General features: G+C 70.3%; 16 protein-coding genes. 12 read left to right on the forward strand and 4 right to left on the reverse strand.

What is annotated here, in order from left to right:
* Window positions 1–81: 81 nt before the first annotated feature.
* From A3CE_RS0137770 to A3CE_RS0137800, 7 genes are read left to right on the forward strand one after another with little or no spacing between them, the layout of a single operon-like run.
* Window positions 82–903: a helix-turn-helix transcriptional regulator gene (locus A3CE_RS0137770; protein ID WP_020645295.1), complete on the forward strand. Its 822-nt coding sequence runs from the start codon at window positions 82–84 to the stop codon at window positions 901–903.
* Window positions 900–2,348: a Fe-S cluster assembly protein SufB gene (gene sufB / locus A3CE_RS0137775; RefSeq protein WP_020645296.1), complete on the forward strand. Its 1,449-nt coding sequence runs from the start codon at window positions 900–902 to the stop codon at window positions 2,346–2,348. Before A3CE_RS0137770 ends, sufB begins: the two co-directional genes overlap by 4 nt.
* A gap of 2 nt (window positions 2,349–2,350) precedes the next feature.
* Entirely contained in the window at window positions 2,351–3,550 is a 1,200-nt protein-coding gene (gene sufD, locus A3CE_RS0137780; protein ID WP_026469247.1) for a Fe-S cluster assembly protein SufD, read from the forward strand.
* Window positions 3,551–3,577: 27 nt separating this feature from the next.
* A complete protein-coding gene (gene sufC / locus A3CE_RS0137785; RefSeq protein ID WP_020645298.1) occupies window positions 3,578–4,348 on the forward strand; it encodes a Fe-S cluster assembly ATPase SufC in 771 nt (256 codons plus the stop codon).
* 40 nt (window positions 4,349–4,388) lie between these two features.
* Complete coding sequence (locus A3CE_RS0137790; protein ID WP_020645299.1) at window positions 4,389–5,678, forward strand: cysteine desulfurase; 1,290 nt, start codon at window positions 4,389–4,391, stop codon at window positions 5,676–5,678.
* Window positions 5,675–6,124: a Fe-S cluster assembly sulfur transfer protein SufU gene (sufU, locus tag A3CE_RS0137795; RefSeq protein ID WP_020645300.1), complete on the forward strand. Its 450-nt coding sequence runs from the start codon at window positions 5,675–5,677 to the stop codon at window positions 6,122–6,124. Before A3CE_RS0137790 ends, sufU begins: the two co-directional genes overlap by 4 nt.
* On the forward strand, window positions 6,121–6,522 hold the full coding sequence (locus A3CE_RS0137800) for a metal-sulfur cluster assembly factor (protein ID WP_020645301.1): 402 nt from the start codon (window positions 6,121–6,123) through the stop codon (window positions 6,520–6,522). The genes sufU and A3CE_RS0137800 overlap by 4 nt, the downstream gene beginning before the upstream one ends.
* A gap of 56 nt (window positions 6,523–6,578) precedes the next feature.
* On the opposite strand, the gene A3CE_RS0137805 is transcribed toward A3CE_RS0137800, so the two are convergent.
* Window positions 6,579–7,334: a DUF4184 family protein gene (locus A3CE_RS0137805; protein WP_020645302.1), complete on the reverse strand. Its 756-nt coding sequence runs from the start codon at window positions 7,332–7,334 to the stop codon at window positions 6,579–6,581.
* 17 nt (window positions 7,335–7,351) lie between these two features.
* Between A3CE_RS0137805 and A3CE_RS0137810 the strand changes: the two genes are divergently transcribed.
* The 5 genes from A3CE_RS0137810 to A3CE_RS0137830 all read left to right on the forward strand — a co-directional run bounded on the left by A3CE_RS0137810 (window position 7,352) and on the right by A3CE_RS0137830 (window position 13,294).
* On the forward strand, window positions 7,352–7,681 hold the full coding sequence (locus tag A3CE_RS0137810) for a YnfA family protein (protein ID WP_020645303.1): 330 nt from the start codon (window positions 7,352–7,354) through the stop codon (window positions 7,679–7,681).
* Window positions 7,682–7,740: 59 nt separating this feature from the next.
* Entirely contained in the window at window positions 7,741–10,422 is a 2,682-nt protein-coding gene (locus tag A3CE_RS0137815; RefSeq protein ID WP_020645304.1) for a hypothetical protein, read from the forward strand.
* Window positions 10,423–10,674: 252 nt separating this feature from the next.
* A complete protein-coding gene (locus A3CE_RS0137820; RefSeq protein WP_020645305.1) occupies window positions 10,675–11,214 on the forward strand; it encodes a snapalysin family zinc-dependent metalloprotease in 540 nt (179 codons plus the stop codon).
* Between the two features lie 212 nt (window positions 11,215–11,426).
* On the forward strand, window positions 11,427–12,644 hold the full coding sequence (locus A3CE_RS0137825) for a sensor histidine kinase (RefSeq protein ID WP_020645306.1): 1,218 nt from the start codon (window positions 11,427–11,429) through the stop codon (window positions 12,642–12,644).
* Window positions 12,641–13,294, forward strand: a complete 654-nt coding sequence (locus A3CE_RS0137830) for a response regulator (RefSeq protein WP_026469248.1) — start codon at window positions 12,641–12,643, stop codon at window positions 13,292–13,294. Before A3CE_RS0137825 ends, A3CE_RS0137830 begins: the two co-directional genes overlap by 4 nt.
* Before the next feature lie 64 nt (window positions 13,295–13,358).
* Here the strand turns inward: A3CE_RS0137830 and A3CE_RS0137835 are convergent, their stop codons facing one another.
* From A3CE_RS0137835 to cysD, 3 genes are read right to left on the reverse strand one after another with little or no spacing between them, the layout of a single operon-like run.
* The gene (locus A3CE_RS0137835; protein ID WP_020645308.1) at window positions 13,359–13,793 is read right to left on the reverse strand and encodes a VOC family protein; all 435 of its coding nucleotides are present in this window, start codon (window positions 13,791–13,793) and stop codon (window positions 13,359–13,361) included.
* A gap of 33 nt (window positions 13,794–13,826) precedes the next feature.
* Window positions 13,827–15,638, reverse strand: coding sequence for an adenylyl-sulfate kinase (gene cysC, locus A3CE_RS0137840; protein ID WP_020645309.1), 1,812 nt, complete (start codon window positions 15,636–15,638; stop codon window positions 13,827–13,829).
* Complete coding sequence (gene cysD, locus A3CE_RS0137845; RefSeq protein WP_026469249.1) at window positions 15,638–16,570, reverse strand: sulfate adenylyltransferase subunit CysD; 933 nt, start codon at window positions 16,568–16,570, stop codon at window positions 15,638–15,640. Before cysD ends, cysC begins: the two co-directional genes overlap by 1 nt.
* Window positions 16,571–16,607 lie beyond the last annotated feature (37 nt).

Here is a 16,607-nt window from a genome sequence, read left to right on the forward strand (position 1 = left end):
CCCGCCTTTGCCGACCGCGGGGAAATAAGACACACTTGTGTTGTGAAAAAGACGGAGGCAGGGGATCCGGCGGGCGGCGACATGCCGCGTGCCCTGCATCCGCACGTCCCGTCGCAGGTCAGCGCCGAGGGCAAGACCCGCCAGGAGGTCGCCCGGCTGCTGCTGGAACAGGGTCCCATGACCGCCGTCGTGGTCGCCGAGCAGCTCGGGATCAGCCCTACCGCGGTCCGCCGGCACCTGGACGCGCTTCTCGCGGATGGCGAAGCCGAGACGCGGGACGCGCCGCGCCGCGGGCCCCGGGGCCGGGGCCGCCCGGCGAAGCTCTTCCTGCTGACCGAGCCCGGCCGCGCCCGCTTCGGCCACGCCTACGACGACCTGGCCGTCTCCGCGATCCGCTTCCTCGCTGAGCACGCCGGCGAAGGCGCTGTCCGCGCCTTCGCCGAGCAACGCATCGAGAAGCTGGTCGGTCCGCACCGCTCCGCGATCACCGAGCCGGGTGATCCGGCGGCGCGCGCGGAGGCCCTCGCGACCGCGCTGAGCAGGGAAGGCTACGCTGCGTCGACCCGCCAGATCGGCGCCCCGGCTCCTGGTCAGAACGTCCCGGCCCCTGGCCAAAATGTCGGCGCGCAGCTCTGCCAGCACCACTGTCCGGTCGCCCACGTGGCCGCGGAGTTCCCGCAGCTGTGCGAGGCCGAGACCGAGGCGTTCGCGCAGCTGCTGGGCACCCACGTCCAGCGGCTGGCGACCATCGCACGCGGTGATTCCGCGTGCACCACCCACGTACCCGCTTCGGCGGGTCACCCGGCCCATCCCGAGCCGGGAAGCACAAAGCGTCCGAGGGCGGCCCAAGGGCAGCTCACCGGGCGCGAAGCACGGATCCCGAATGGAGGGAAACCCGCATGACTGCCGCTGCCGAGCAGCGCACTCCCACCACCGCGCCACTGAGCCAGGAAGAGACCATCGAGTCCCTTGGCAAGTACGCGTTCGGCTGGGCCGACTCCGACGAGGCGGGCGCCAGCGCCCGTCGCGGGCTGAACGAAGATGTCGTCACCGACATCTCCGGGAAGAAGTCCGAGCCGGAGTGGATGCGCGAAGCGCGACTGAAGGCGCTCAAGCTCTTCGAGAAGAAGCCCATGCCCAACTGGGGGGCCGACCTCTCCGGGATCGACTTCGACAACATCAAGTACTTCGTCCGCTCCAGCGAGAAGCAGGCTGCGAGCTGGGAAGACCTTCCCGAGGACATCAAGAACACCTACGACCGGCTGGGCATCCCCGAGGCGGAGAAGCAGCGCCTCGTCGCCGGTGTCGCGGCGCAGTACGAGTCCGAGGTCGTCTACCACTCGATCCGCGAGGACCTCGAGAAGCAGGGCGTCCTCTTCCTGGACACCGACACCGCGCTCAAGACGCACCCGGAGCTGTTCGAGGAGTACTTCGGCTCGGTCATCCCGGCCGGCGACAACAAGTTCTCCGCGCTGAACACGGCGGTCTGGTCCGGCGGCTCGTTCATCTACGTGCCCAAGGGCGTCAAGGTGGACATCCCGCTGCAGGCCTACTTCCGGATCAACACCGAGAACATGGGCCAGTTCGAGCGCACCCTGATCATCGTCGACGAAGACGCCTACGTGCACTACGTCGAGGGTTGCACGGCGCCGATCTACCAGTCCGACTCGCTGCACTCGGCGGTCGTGGAGATCATCGTCAAGAAGGGCGCCCGCTGCCGCTACACGACCATCCAGAACTGGTCGAACAACGTCTACAACCTGGTCACCAAGCGCGCCAAGTGCGAAGCGGGCGCGACCATGGAATGGATCGACGGCAACATCGGTTCCAAGGTGACGATGAAGTACCCGTCGGTCTTCCTCATGGGCGAGCACGCCAAGGGTGAGGTCCTCTCGGTCGCGTTCGCGGGCGAGGGCCAGCACCAGGACGCGGGCGCCAAGATGGAGCACCTCGCGCCGTACACCTCCTCGACCATCGTGTCGAAGTCGGTGGCGCGCGGCGGCGGCCGCACCTCCTACCGCGGCTTGGTCCGCGTCGCGAAGCGCGCGCACCACTCGCGCTCCAGCGTCGTCTGCGACGCGCTGCTGGTGGACACGATCTCGCGCTCGGACACGTACCCGTACGTGGACATCCGCAACGACGAGGTGTCCATGGGCCACGAGGCCACGGTGTCGAAGGTCAGCGAAGAGCAGCTGTTCTACCTGATGTCGCGCGGTCTCGACGAGGCCGAGGCGATGGCGATGATCGTGCGCGGCTTTGTCGAGCCGATCGCCCGTGAGCTGCCGATGGAGTACGCGCTCGAGCTGAACCGCCTGATCGAGCTCCAGATGGAAGGGTCCGTCGGCTAGTCATGTCGGTTACCGAGAACAACGTTTCCGAGGCTCTCCGCGAAGGCGCACGCGAGCCCGCCGGCTCTGGAGGCACGACAGTGCCGGCGGCGTCTCGCGCGGAGCGCTTCACCTCCTACGACGTCGAGGCCTTCGAGGTCCCGGGCGGCCGTGAGGAGAACTGGCGCTTCACGCCGATGAAGCGGCTGCGCGGCCTGCACGACGGCAGCGCGCCCGCCACCGGAGAGATCACCCTCGAAGCCGACGCCGCCCCCGAACTCACCATCGAGACCGTCGGCCGCGACGACTCGCGGCTGGGCCAGGCCGGCGTCCCGAGCGACCGGATCGCCGCGCAGGCGTACTCCTCGTTCACCCAGGCCACCGTCGTGACGGTGCCCAAGGAGACGAAGGCGTCCAAGCCGTCCGTGCTGCGCATCCACGGCCCGGGTGTGGACCAGGTCGCCTACGGGCACCTGCAGGTCCGCGCCGAGGCGTTCGCCGAGGCCGTCGTCGTGCTCGACCACGTCGGCTCCGGTACCTACGCCGACAACGTCGAGTTCGTCATCGGCGACGGCGCCAAGGTCACCGTGGTCAGCGTCCAGGACTGGGCCGACGACGCGGTGCACGTCTCCGAGCAGCACCTGAAGCTGGGCCGCGACGCCGCGCTGCGGCACACCGTGATCACCCTCGGCGGTGACCTGGTCCGCGTCTCGCCGACGGCGACCTTCACCGACAAGGGCGGCGACGTCGACATGCTCGGCGTCTACTTCGCCGACGGCGGCCAGCACCAGGAGCACCGCCTCTTCGTCGACCACGCGGTGCCGCACTGCAAGTCGCGCGTCGGGTACAAGGGCGCGCTGCAGGGCGAAGGCGCGCACACGGTGTGGATCGGCGACGTGCTGATCCGGGCCGCGGCCGAGGCCACCGACACCTACGAGTTCAACCGCAACCTGGTGCTCACGCCCGGCGCCCGCGCGGACTCCGTGCCGAACCTGGAGATCGAGACCGGCGAGATCGAAGGCGCCGGCCACGCGAGCGCGACGGGAAGGTTCGACGACGAGCAGTTGTTCTACCTCCAGTCGCGCGGGATCGCCGAAGAAGCCGCTCGACGCTTGGTCGTGCGCGGGTTCTTCCACGAGATCCTGGTGAAGATCGACGTCCCCGAGGTGCGCGAGCGCCTCGAAGCCGCGATCGAGGCCGAGCTCGAAGCCGTTGGCGCCTGACCGCTCTCTGACTTAGGAAACGAAGAAATGGCTACCCTGGAAATCAAGGACCTGCACGCCTCGGTCAACACCGACGAAGGCGCCAAGGAGATCCTCAAGGGCGTCAACCTGACGATCAAGTCGGGCGAGACGCACGCGATCATGGGCCCCAACGGCTCCGGCAAGTCCACCCTGTCCTACGCGATCGCCGGTCACCCGAAGTACCAGGTGACCTCCGGCGAGGTGCTGCTCGACGGCGAGAACGTCCTCGAGATGAGCGTCGACGAGCGCGCGCGGGCCGGTCTGTTCTTGGCCATGCAGTACCCCGTCGAGGTGCCGGGCGTGTCCATGTCCAACTTCCTCCGCACCGCGGCCACCGCGGTCCGTGGCGAGGCTCCCAAGCTGCGCCACTGGGTCAAGGAGGTCAAGGAGGAGATGGGCAAGCTCGAGATCTCGCAGGAGTTCGCCGAGCGCTCGGTCAACGAGGGCTTCTCCGGCGGCGAGAAGAAGCGCCACGAGATCCTGCAGCTGGCGCTGCTCAAGCCGAAATTCGCCATCCTCGACGAGACCGACTCCGGTCTGGACGTCGACGCCCTGCGCGTCGTGTCCGAGGGCGTCAACCAGTACAAGGCGAACAGCGAGGTCGGCGTCATGCTGATCACGCACTACACCCGGATCCTGCGGCACATCACGCCGGACTTCGTGCACGTCTTCGCCGGCGGCAAGATCGTCGAGTCGGGCGGTCGCGAGCTGGCTGACGAGCTCGAGGAGAACGGCTACGTCAAGTACGTGGGCAAGCCCGAGCCCGCTGCGCTCTGACTTTCGCCAGTACACACCGAGAATGAGAGGAGTCGGCCCGATGACCACCACCTCGGCCAGCTCTCTGCCACTCGACGTGGCGGCCCTGAAGGCCGACTTCCCCATCCTGTCGCGCACGGTTCGCGACGGGAAACCCTTGGTGTACCTGGACTCCGGGGCGACGTCGCAACGCCCGACCGCGGTGTTCGACGCCGAACGCGACTACGTGTTCACGTCGAACTCCGCCGTCCACCGCGGCGCGCACCAGCTGTCGGAAGAGGCGACTGACGCCTACGAGTCCGCGCGGGCGAAGATCGCCGAGTTCGTCGGCGCCGACGCCGAGGAGCTGGTGTTCACCAAGAACGCCACCGAGGGCATCAACCTGGTCGCCTACTCGTTCGGCAACGCGGCCACGGCCGGGCCGGAAGCCGCGCGGTTCGTGGTCGGGCCCGGTGACGAGATCGTCGTCACCGAGATGGAGCACCACGCGAACCTCGTGCCGTGGCAGCAGCTGTGCCAGCGCACCGGGGCGACGCTGAAATGGTTCAAGGTGACTCCCGACGGCCGCCTTGATCTGTCCGATGTGGACGATCTGATCACGCCGCGCACCAAGGTGGTCGCGTTCGCGCACCAGTCCAACGTGCTCGGCACGGTCAACCCGGTCTCGCTGCTGGTCGAGAAGGCCAAGGCCGTCGGCGCGTTCACCGTGCTCGACGCCTGCCAGTCGGTGCCGCACTTCGCGGTGAACTTCCACGAACTCGGCGTCGACTTCGCCGCCTTCTCCGGCCACAAGATGCTCGGCCCGTCCGGCATCGGCGTCCTCTACGGGCGCACCGAGCTGCTGTCGGCCATGCCACCGTTCCTCACCGGCGGCTCGATGATCGAGATGGTCCGCATGGAGGGTTCGACCTTCGCGCCGCCGCCGCAGCGGTTCGAGGCCGGCGTGCCGATGACGTCGCAGGCCATCGGCCTCGGCGCGGCCGTCGACTACCTCTCGGCCATCGGCATGGACCGCATCGCGGCGCACGAGCACGAGCTCGCCGCGGCGGCCATCGAGGGCATCGGCGCCATCCCCGGCGTCCGGATCATCGGGCCGACCGACCTGAAGGACCGCGGCGCGACGGTGTCGTTCGTGATCGACGGCGTGCACCCGCACGACGCCGGACAGGTGCTCGACAGCCTCGGCATCGCGGTCCGCGTCGGCCACCACTGCGCGTGGCCGCTGCACCGGGCTTGCAACGCGCAGGCGACCGTGCGGGCGTCGTTCTACCTCTACAACGATCTGTCCGAAGTGGACGCTCTCGTCGCGGGCGTCCGCGAGGCGCAGAAGTTCTTCGGGGTGGCGCAGTGAACCTCGAGAGCATGTACCAGGAGATCATCCTGGACCACTACAAGCACCCGCACGGGCGCGGCCTGCGCGACCCCTTCGACGCCGAGTCGTTCCAGGTCAACCCGACCTGCGGCGACGAGGTGACGCTGCGGGTGAAGCTCGACGACGGGAAGGTCGCCGACGTCTCCTACGACGGCCAGGGCTGCTCGATCAGCCAGGCCTCGACGTCGGTCATGACGGATCTCGTCGTCGGCCACACGCTCGAAGAAGCGTTCACCACCATGGACGCCTTCGTGGAACTGATGCAGGGCAAGGGAAAGGTCGAGCCGGACGAGGACGTGCTGGAGGACGGGATCGCCTTCGCGGGCGTCGCCAAGTACCCCGCCCGCGTCAAGTGCGCCCTCCTCGGCTGGATGGCTTTCAAGGACGCCGTCGCCCGGACCACCAGTGGAGCTGAGAAAGCATGACCGAAGAAACCGCCACGGCCGCCCGTGAAGGCCGCACCGCCGCCGACCTCGACGCCGAGACCACGGCGACGCAGGACCTCGACCTCGCCAAGCTCGAGGACGTCGAGGAAGCCATGCGCGACGTCGTCGACCCGGAGCTCGGCATCAACGTCGTCGACCTCGGCCTGGTGTACGACATCCGCGTCGAGCCGGACAACACGGCGACCATCGACATGACGCTGACGTCTGCGGCGTGCCCGCTGACCGACGTCATCGAGGACCAGACGTCGGCCGCGCTGACGTCAGGCGGCCTGGTCAAGGACTTCCGGATCAACTGGGTCTGGATGCCGCCGTGGGGCCCGGAGAAGATCACCGAGGACGGCCGCGAGCAGCTGCGCGCCCTCGGCTTCACCGTCTGACCATTGCAAAGCCGTGAATGGCACATTGAGGGACTCTAAGTCCCTCAATGTGCCATTCACGGCTTTTGGCCGGCGTATAACGACCTATACCGCGTGTGCCAGGCCAGTGCGTACAGGCCGAGTGCGACGGCGAAGCCGCTGCAGGCGCCGGTCGCCAGGAGGTACGTCGCGTTGCCGACCACGCCCGCGCGGGTCATCGGGTCGTGCTGGGCCAGAAAGGGCACCACGGAAGCCAGGACGCCGGTGAGTGTCCCGGCGGCCAGAAAAGCGACCACGGACTTCCGGTGGCGGACGCCCGGCGGCGCCGGCGCCACCGGCGCGGCGCGGTACCAGCGCCACAGCCACCAGACGAGCACCGCGGCCCCGGCGAGGGTGCTGACCAGCTGGATCAGCCGTCCGACGTCGACACCCGTGACGATCGGAGTCCGCAGGAACGCCGGCCCGCCGCTTTCGTGCGTGAAGGCGTCCCAGCCGACGTGCGTGGCCGCGCCGACGACCAGCGACAGCGCGATCCATCCCGGCCGCCGCCACGAGAAGCCGCGGGGAAGCCGCTCGGCCAGCCGCTTCGGCGCCAGCGCCAGGAGCGGCCGCTTCAGCAGCAGGTGGAACACGGCGAGCAGGGCCAGCGCGATCAGCGGGTCGAGCCAGAGGACCGCCGTGAACTCGTGGGTCTGCGAGAGGTTCAGTCCCTCCGGCGCGGGCGCGAACCAGAAGAGGTCCGGCGCGACGGAACCGGCGACGAGCGCCGACGGAACCAGGGGGTGTCTCGCCAGCGGGAGCACGGCGGCCGGATGACTCAGTGTGAACGGCACCGGCCTAGTATCGCGGAGTGGTTCTGCGCTCGATCCTGCTGTTCCTGGCCGCGGCCGTCCTCGAGATCGGCGGGGCCTGGCTGGTCTGGCAAGGGGTGCGCGAAAACCGTGGTCTCCTGTGGATCGGTGGGGGAGTGATCGCGCTCGGCCTGTACGGCTTCGTCGCGACGCTCCAGCCGGACGCCCACTTCGGCCGCATCCTCGCCGCGTACGGCGGCGTGTTCGTGGCGGGTTCGCTGGCGTGGGGCGTGATCGCGGACGGTTACCGTCCCGACCGCTACGACGTCATCGGCGCGCTCCTCTGCCTGGCCGGGGTCGCGGTGATCATGTACGCGCCCCGTTCCTGACGGCCGTAACGTCTCCCGGGCCGCGCCGATAGACCGGTGCGAGCATCTTGGGGGAATGTATGCGCAAAGTCATCCTGCTTCCGGCTGTGCTGATCGCCGGATCGATTTCCGTCCTCACGGCACCGGCGGCCTCGGCCGCCGACGGGTTCGTGCCGTCCACCACCGTAGCCAGGGCGTCCTGGGGGTACGTCGAGGCGGCGACGCCGACCACCGCGCACGCCGGCGGCGCCGGCGACGCGCCGGTCGGCACGACCCTGCGTGGTGCGAAGGGCGCCCGGTCGTTCTTCACCTTCGACGTCGCCCGGTTCAAGGGCACGCACGTCGTTTCGGCGGCCGTGACGGCGAAGGAGACGCGCGCCGGTGACTGCGGGTACCGGTCGCTCGAGCTGTGGCGCACCGCGCCGTTCACGTCCGGATCGTCGTGGCTGAAGCCGCCCGCGGAGCTGGAGCGCCTCGCCACCGCCGGGAAGCCGGCGTCCGGCTGCCTCGTCGAGGACACCCGGTTCGACGTCACCGCCGCACTGGCCGCGGCGGCCACGCGCGGCGACGCCCGGCTGACGCTGGAGCTGCGGGTCCCGGCCGGGCGCGAGTTCGACCCGCGCTACGCCCGGGACTTCGCCAACGACGTCGGCCTGCTGGTCTCCTACAACTCCGCGCCGGCCGCGCCCACCGCCCTCAAGAACAACAAGTTCGACTGCGACCCCCGGTCGCCGGGGCGGTACCTCAACCCGAACCGCGTCGACTTCACCCCGTCGGTCGTCATGGCCGGGAACTTCACCGACCCGGACGCCGGTGACGAGCTGACCGCCCGCTACGAGCTGTGGCCGGTCCAGGACCCCTCGGCGCGCCGCGTGCTCGACGTCCCCGTCTACTCGGGTGGTTCCTCCGAAGCGCTGGTGAAGAGCGAGGACCTCACCGAAGGCACGACCTACGCCTGGCACGCCAGGGGGAACGACGGCACCGACGTCTCGCCGTGGAGCCAGAAGTGCTACTTCACGGTCGACCGTGCCGTGCCGAACGCGCCTGCCGTGACCTCCGACGTCTACCGGACCGACGTGCCCGGCGAGCAGGGTGACGTGGGCGTCCCCGGGCAGTTCACCTTCAGTGCCAACGGATCCGGCGACGTCGTCGCCTACGAGTACTCGATCTCGCCGTTCGGTTCGGTGGGGACGAAGACCGTGGCGCCGGAGCACCCGGGCGGCCCGGTGACGGTCACCTGGGCGCCCGAGCAGTCGGGGTGGACCTACCTCTACGCCGTCGCGATCGACCGCGCGGGCAACCGTTCGCCGTACCTGTCGGCGGGCTTCTCTGTCCGCGAGTCGCGGCCCGACGTCTGGTCGGTGCTGTACCCGCAGGGCTGGACCAATCTCGACGGCGGCGTCGGCGTCCCGGGCGTCTTCACCTTCTCGCCGATGACGCTGCCCGACGTCGTCGAGTACCGGTACCGGCTCGACGACGGGCCGACGCTGAACGTGCCCGCGGACTCCGAAGGCAAGGGCGCCGCGACCGTCACGCCGCAGAGCGGCGGGTTCCACAAGCTGTACGTGCGCAGCAAGACCGCTTCGGGGTACGTCGGGGCGGAGCGGGTGTACCAGTTCCAGGTCGACGACATGCCGACGGTCACCGGCGCGGACGGCTTGATCCTGCTCGGCGCGCCGCGGACCATGACCCTCGTGCCGCGTGCCGCGGGCGTCACTTCGTACGACTACGCGTTCGACATCAACGCGGGCTCGGCGGGCCAGTTCAAGCCGCTGCAGGCCGGGCCGGACGGCACGGCCGCCATCACCTGGACGCCGGACCGCAGGGACTACTTCCAGATGCGGATCCGCAGCCACAGCGGTACGGCCGCGCCGACCCTCGAGCGGACCGTGCACCTGTCCATCGACGACGCGGCGCCGAAGGTGACCGTCACCGGGGGCGCATACCTCGGCGACGCGGCCGAAGCCACGTTCAGCACCCGGCTCCCGGGGGTGGTGCAGTACCGCTACTGGTTCTCCGGCAACGAGGGGCCGTACACCGTGCCCGCCCGCGCCGACGGCACCGCGGTCGTCTCCTGGACGCCGAAGGAAGCCGGCTGGCAGTCGGTCTGGGTCGAGGCGTCGACCGCCACGGGGATCACCTCCGGCCAGGGCTCGGGGGCCGTCTACGTCCACGACCAGCCCGACATCACTTCGCCGGACTTCCCGGAGTTCGGGTCCGTCCCCGGGCATCCCGGCCGGTTCGACCTCGTGGCGCACCAGCCGGGCGCGGTCGAGTTCGTCTACCAGCTGGCCGGGGAGGAGAAGAGCCTTCCGGTCGGCCCGGACGGCCGCGCTTCCTTCTCGTGGAATCCGCCGGGCTTCGACAGCTACCAGCTCACCGTCCGGACGCGGAACGCCGCCGGCGAGCTCTCGGGGTCGGAGACGTACTCGTTCTCCGTGTTCAGCCAGCCGATCGTCACTTCGGCCGAGTACCCGGAGGGCGAGATGAGCGGGGCGCCCGGCGTCGCCGGGACGTTCCGCTTCGCCACGGAGTCGGACTCGGTGACGAGCTACGACTACACCTTCTCGGGCCCGTCGGAGGACGAGAGCGGCACCGTCGCGGCCGGTCCGGACGGCACGGCGACGCTGAGCTGGACCCCGAAGGAATCCGGGTTCTACTTCCTGACGGTTTCGCACCGGTACGGCACCGGTGGGTACAAGACGGAGCGTAACTACCTGTTCCTGGTCGGGTCCGGGACCGAGTCCGGGTCAACGGACTGAGCACCGCCCGGAACGGCGGAAGACGACGAAGAGCAGCGCAGTCCCATCAGCGCGCTGATCACGAGCAGGTTGTAGCCGAAGACGTGGTGCAGGGTGAGCTCCGCCTGGCGGCGCCGATCCGGTCGACGCGGCGGGGGTGGCGGCGCAGCGCGAGGGGAACTACTTTCGGCCGTGGCTGCGACTGCGGTTGCCTTCTAACCTGATCGCTCGAACCACGGTGAAGTGCTCTCTGAATCGGACGAAGGAGACACGATGAACGGACGCGTGATCGGCCGGATCGTGGCGCTGGCCACGGCTGTCGCCGCCCCGCTGGGCCTGGGGCTCGCCATCGCCCCGGCTGCCTCGGCGGCGGCTGTCACGACGCTCTACTACAGCTCCTCGGGCGCGCCGGACTACCTCGCCCAGATCGACCAGGGCGCGGCCAACTGGAACGCCGCGGTCACCGACGTGAAGCTGGTCAAGCGGAGCACGGGCGCCACGATCGTGTTCCACGAAGTGCACAGCGGCGGCTCCTACACGAACACGAACGGGCACGGGCGCGGCCAGATCTACCTGGACACGAGCCAGGTCGCCGAAGGCTTCGACCCGACCCGGATCGCCGCGCACGAGCTGGGCCACAACCTCGGCCTGCCCGACCACTACACTGGTCCGTGCACCGAGCTGATGTCCGGCCACGGCCCCGGCACGGCCTGCAAGAACGCGAAGCCGTCCGCGGCGGAGGCGGCGAAGGTGCAATCCTTGTGGGTGAACGGTTTCGCGGCGGAGACCACCGCGCGCAAGGTCGCCTTCTAGCCCGGCCCAAACGCGCAGGCCTGACGGCGGCTCGCCGGCGCGCGCGGCCGCGGCGTCTTGAATGACTCATTCAGGTCTTCGGAGGTCCTGAATGAGTCATTCAGGACCTCCGGCGAACCGGGTGCGGCCTTGCGGAAACGCCGTCGGGGCGGGCGGGCTGCCTCCACCGCGAGAGGGAGGCGCCCGGCGGGCCGGGCTGCGAAGATCGGCCGGTGCGCGTACTGCGGCCCCTGACGAGCAAGGCCACCTACCGCCGCTGGGTCTACCTCGTCCTCGGCGGCGCGATCAGCGTGCCCTACCTGCTGTTCGCCGTGGTCGCCGTGCCGTCGGTGCTGCCGTTCGTCACCACGCTGGAACAGGCCATGGTCGCCGGCGGCCTCCTCACCCTCGCCGTGCTGGCCGGGACCGCGTTCCTGCCCGCCGTGCACGTGCTGGAGTCCACCGCGATCCGCGAGCTGCTGGACGACCCGGTGCCGGACGCGCCCGCGAAGCCGCACACCCGCCAGGGACGGCTGCACGCCGCGACGATGTTCCTGCTGCACGTCGTCGCCGGGCTCAGCGTCAGCTTCTTCAGCCTCGCCGCGCCCGTCGCGATCGGGGTGTCGATCAGCGCCGTGTTCACCGGGTACCTCATGCGGACCACCGAGGGGCAAGACATCACCGTGCCGAAGGGCTGGGCTTCGGCGTGGCTCCCGGTGGTCTTCGCGTTCGGTGTGGTGCTGCTGATCTACGCCGTCTGGGCGGTCGGCGGGCTGCTGCGCCGGGCGGCGGCCGGGCTGCTCGGGACGACCGCCGCCGACCGGATCGCCCGGCTGGAACGGCGGACCGAACAGCTCGCCGAACGCAACCGGCTGGCCAGGGAGCTGCACGATTCGGTCGGGCACGCGCTGAGCGTCGTCACCCTCCAGGCGGGCGCCGCGCGGCGGACGTTGCGCACCGATCCCGACTTCACCGAACGGGCGCTGGGCGCTATCGAGGAGTCGGCCCGCACCGCGCTCGACGACCTCGACCACGTGCTCGGGCTGCTGCGGGAGGAGGCGGCGGGCCGGGCGCCGCAGCCGGCGCTGGCCGACCTGGAGACCTTGCTGAAAACGACCGGCACCGACGTCACGGCCGAGATCCGCGGCGACCTGGCCGCCGTGCCGCCGGTCGTGTCGCGCGAGGTGTACCGGATCCTGCAGGAATGCCTGACGAACGTGGTCCGCCACGCCGGCAGGGTCCCGGTGACGGTGGTCGTCGACGTGTCGGCGGATGAGCTCCTCGCGCGAGTCGCCAACCCGCTGGGGAGCGGTGCGGGCCGGGCCGGCGGTGGCCGTGGCCTGCGCGGGATGACCGAGCGGGTGGCGGTGCTCGGCGGCGAGCTCACGGCGGGCCGGGTGGACGACCGGTGGGAGGTCGTGGTGCGGGTGCCGTGGGGGAGCGGGCGATGAGCGTGCGCGTGCTGCTGGCCGACGACGAGCCGCTGATCCGCGCCGGGCTGCGGGCGATCGTCGACAGCGAAGACGGCCTTTCGGTGGTCGGGGAGGCCGTCGACGGCGCCGAGGTGCCCGGGCTGGTGGCCCGGCTGCGCCCGGACGTCGTGCTGATGGACGTGCGGATGCCCGCGGTGGACGGGATCCGGGCCACCACGCACCTGATGTCCACTGTGGACAACCCGCCCAAGGTCATCGTGGTGACCACGTTCGAGAACGACGACTACGTCTACGACGCGCTCGTCGCGGGAGCCAGCGGGTTCCTGCTCAAGCGGACCCGGCCGGAGGAGATCGTGGCGGCGATCCGGACCGTGGTGGCGGGGGAGTCGCTGCTGTTCCCGGCGGCGATCCGCAGGCTGGCCGCCCGGCACGCGCCGGCGTCCCCCGGCGACGGCCTGGCCGGCGCCGGGCTCACCGAGCGCGAGCGCGAAGTGCTGCGGCTGATGGCCGGCGGACTGTCCAATGTGGAGATCGCGGGCGAGCTGTACCTGGGCGTCCAGACGGTGAAGACGCACGTCGGCAACGTGCTGGCGAAACTCGGGGCACGCGACCGGACCCAGGCGGTGGTCCGCGCGTACGACTCGGGCTTCGTGACGCCCGCGGGATAGTTCGGGCGCCCTGGCGCTCGCCGTCGACGTGGCCGGACGGCGGATCCTGGACGCCGGCCAGGGCTCAGTCCAGGCAGAACTCGTTGCCCTCGATGTCCTGCATCGTCAGGCACGACTCGTTGTACTCGTCCGCCTTCTGGAGCCACAGGCGTTTCGCCCCGAGCGTCTCCAGCCGTGCGCACTCGGCCTCGAGGGCGGCGAGCCGCTCTTCACCGACGAGCCCGGTGCCGACCCGCACGTCGAGGTGCACCCGGTTCTTGACGACCTTGCCTTCGGGCACGCGCTGGAAGTACAGCCGCGGGCCCACCCCCTCGGGGTCGTGGCAGACGAATCCGGCTCCCTGACGCTCGGGCGGCAGCGAGCTGCCGTAGTCGGCCCAGGTGGCGAACCCCTCCGGCGGTGGCGGGACGACGTACCCGAGCACCTCGCACCAGAACCGGGCGACGCGTTCGGGTTCCGCGCAGTCGAAGGTGACCTGGACCTGCCTGACCGACGTCATGAGGCCTACCTTAGGGGTGCGAGCAAGAGAATTTCAGCCGAGATCGTCGAGGACAGCCTGGATCGCGGCCGCCATCGCCGCCGGGTCGCCGTCGCCCGGGCGCAGCACCAGATCGGGCGACGAAGGCCGCTCGTAGGGCGCGTCGATGCCGGTGAAGCCGGTGATCTCCCCGGCGCGTGCCTTCGCGTACATCCCCTTCGGGTCGCGGGCCTCGCACACCTCCAGCGGCGTGTCGACGAAGACCTCGACGAACGGCAGCCCGTTGTGAAGAGAACGCGCCTGGGCCCGGTCGGCCTCGTACGGGCTGATCAGCGACGCGATCGCCACCACGCCCGCGTCCGCGAACAGGCGGGCCACCTCCGCCACCCGCCGGACGTTCTCCGCCCGGTCCTCCGGGCTGAAGCCGAGGCCCTTGTTGAGCCCGTGGCGCAGGTTGTCGCCGTCGAGGAGGTAGGCCGGACGCCCGGCCGCGACCAGCCGCCGTTCCAGCTCGACCGCCACCGACGACTTCCCCGACGCCGAAAGCCCGGTGAGCCACACCGTCGCGCCCCGGGTCGGGCGGTCTTCGCGACGCACCGCCGCGGTGTGCCAGACGACCGGGGAAGCGACCGCGCCGGTGATCATGCCGGCCGCGACCGTGTCGCCCGTGTGCTCGTCGACCAGCAGGAGCCCGCCGGTGGCGCGGTTGCGGCGGTACGGGTCGAACAGCAGTGGCGCCCGCGTGCGCAGCCGGATCCGGCCGATGTCGTTGAGCTGCAACGACTCCGCTGTCTCGTCGCGGTGCAGGGTGGTGACGTCGAGGCGGTATTCGAGGCGGTCGACCGTGCCCCGCGTCTCGGTGGTCGTGTGCCGTACCGCGTAGGTCGCGCCCGGTGTCAGGGCGGCGCGTTCGGAGAACCAGCACACGAGCGCGTCGACCTCGCGGGCCGACTCCGCGCGGTTGCCCGGGCGGCACAGCATGGCCCCGCGGCCCAGGTCGAGGTCGTCGGCCAGCTCCACCGCGACCGCCTGGCCGGTGAACGCCTCCGCCAGGGGTTGCCCGCCCGGGCCCCACACCGCGCGCACCTTCGACGTGAACCCCGACGGCAGGGCCACGACCTCGTCGCCCGGCTTGAACACCCCGCCCGCGACGGTGCCCGCGTAGCCGCGGAAGTCGGACCGGCGGATCACGTACTGCACCGGGAACCGCGCGTCGATCAGGTTGCGGTCGGAGGCGACGTGCACCTCTTCCAGCTGGTGCAGCAGCGAAGTGCCTTCGTACCAGGGCATGCTCGCGCTGCGGTGGACGACGTTGTCGCCGTGCAGCGCCGAAACCGGCACGAACGTCAGGTCGGCGACGTCGAGTTTCATCGCGAACCGGCGGAAGTCCTCGCGGATCTCGTCGAAGCGCTCCTGCGACCAGCCGACGAGGTCCATCTTGTTCACGCACACCACGAGGTGCCCGATCCCGAGCAGCGACGCGAGGAACGCGTGCCGCCGCGACTGCTCCAGCACGCCCTTGCGCGCGTCGACGAGGACCAGCGCCAGGTCGGCCGTCGACGCGCCGGTCACCATGTTCCGCGTGTACTGCAGGTGCCCCGGCGTGTCCGCGATGATGAACTTGCGCCTGGGCGTGGCGAAGTAGCGGTGGGCGACGTCGATGGTGATGCCCTGCTCGCGTTCGGCGCGCAGGCCGTCGGTGAGCAGCGCGAGGTCCGGGTAGTCCTCGCCGCGGTCGCGGCTGGCGCGTTCGACGGCGGCGAGCTGGTCGGTGAAGATCGCCTTCGAGTCGAACAGCAGCCGGCCGATCAAAGTGGACTTGCCGTCGTCCACGCTTCCCGCCGTGGCGATCCTCAGCAGCTGCATCAGAAGTAGCCCTCTCGCTTGCGGTCTTCCATGCCTGCCTCGGAAATCCGGTCGTCGGCCCGGGTCGCGCCGCGTTCGGTGACACGCGTCGCGGCCACCTCGTCGACCACTTCGGACGGTGTCGACGCCGAAGACTCGACGCAACCGGTGCACGTGGCGTCGCCGACCGTCCGGAAGCGCACGGTCGCCTCGTACGGCTGCTCTCCGTCCACAAGGGACAAGAAGCGGGTCGCCGCCAGCAACATGCCGTCGCGCTGGACCACCGGACGCCGGTGCGCGTAGTACAGCGGCGGCAGCGCGATCCGCTCGTCGCGGATGTACTGCCAGATGTCCAGCTCGGTCCAGTTCGACAGCGGGAAGACGCGGATGTGCTCGCCGCGCCGGTGCCGCCCGTTGTACAGGTTCCACAGTTCGGGCCGCTGCGCCCGAGGGTCCCACTGGCCGTGCTCGTCGCGGAAGCTGAACACGCGCTCCTTCGCGCGGGCCTTCTCCTCGTCGCGGCGGGCCCCGCCGAACACGGCGTCGAAGCCGCCATCGCGGATCGCCCGCAGCAGCGTCACCGTCTGCAGCCGGTTGCGGCTGGTCCCCGGTCCGGTCTCCTCGACGACGCGGCCGGCGTCGATGTCGTCCTGCACGCTCGCGACCTCGAGGCGGAGGCCGAGCGCGGCAACGGCCTCGTCGCGGAACCGCAGCACCTCGTCGAAGTTGTGGCCGGTGTCGACGTGCAGCACGGGGAACGGCAGCGGCGCCGGCCAGAACGCCTTCGCCGCGGCGTGCAGCATCACCACCGAGTCCTTGCCGCCGGAGAAGAGCAGGACCGGGCGCTCGAAGGTCGCCGCGACCTCGCGGAAGACGTGCACGGCCTCCGCCTCGAGCGCGGCCAGGTGCGAAAGTTCGTACGAGGTCACGGACACCCGAAAAAAGTAGAACATGTTCTTGTCTTTGGTCAAGCGGTGCGGGACGCTAGGG

This window comes from Amycolatopsis balhimycina FH 1894 (genome assembly GCF_000384295.1).
GTDB classification, from domain to species: Bacteria; Actinomycetota; Actinomycetes; order Mycobacteriales; family Pseudonocardiaceae; genus Amycolatopsis; species Amycolatopsis balhimycina.

Excerpts from the sequence above, each read along its gene's own strand:
- A3CE_RS0137770 (WP_020645295.1), top strand. The coding sequence starts at position 82 with ATGCCGCGTGCCCTGCATCCGCACGTCCCGTCGCAGGTCAGCGCCGAG.
- sufB (WP_020645296.1), top strand. The coding sequence starts at position 900 with ATGACTGCCGCTGCCGAGCAGCGCACTCCCACCACCGCGCCACTGAGC.
- sufD (WP_026469247.1), top strand. The coding sequence starts at position 2,351 with ATGTCGGTTACCGAGAACAACGTTTCCGAGGCTCTCCGCGAAGGCGCA.
- sufC (WP_020645298.1), top strand. The coding sequence starts at position 3,578 with ATGGCTACCCTGGAAATCAAGGACCTGCACGCCTCGGTCAACACCGAC.
- A3CE_RS0137790 (WP_020645299.1), top strand. The coding sequence starts at position 4,389 with ATGACCACCACCTCGGCCAGCTCTCTGCCACTCGACGTGGCGGCCCTG.
- A3CE_RS0137800 (WP_020645301.1), top strand. The coding sequence starts at position 6,121 with ATGACCGAAGAAACCGCCACGGCCGCCCGTGAAGGCCGCACCGCCGCC.
- A3CE_RS0137815 (WP_020645304.1), top strand. The coding sequence starts at position 7,741 with ATGCGCAAAGTCATCCTGCTTCCGGCTGTGCTGATCGCCGGATCGATT.
- A3CE_RS0137820 (WP_020645305.1), top strand. The coding sequence starts at position 10,675 with ATGAACGGACGCGTGATCGGCCGGATCGTGGCGCTGGCCACGGCTGTC.
- A3CE_RS0137830 (WP_026469248.1), top strand. The coding sequence starts at position 12,641 with ATGAGCGTGCGCGTGCTGCTGGCCGACGACGAGCCGCTGATCCGCGCC.
- A3CE_RS0137835 (WP_020645308.1), bottom strand. The coding sequence starts at position 13,793 with ATGACGTCGGTCAGGCAGGTCCAGGTCACCTTCGACTGCGCGGAACCC.
- cysC (WP_020645309.1), bottom strand. The coding sequence starts at position 15,638 with ATGCAGCTGCTGAGGATCGCCACGGCGGGAAGCGTGGACGACGGCAAG.
- cysD (WP_026469249.1), bottom strand. The coding sequence starts at position 16,570 with ATGTTCTACTTTTTTCGGGTGTCCGTGACCTCGTACGAACTTTCGCAC.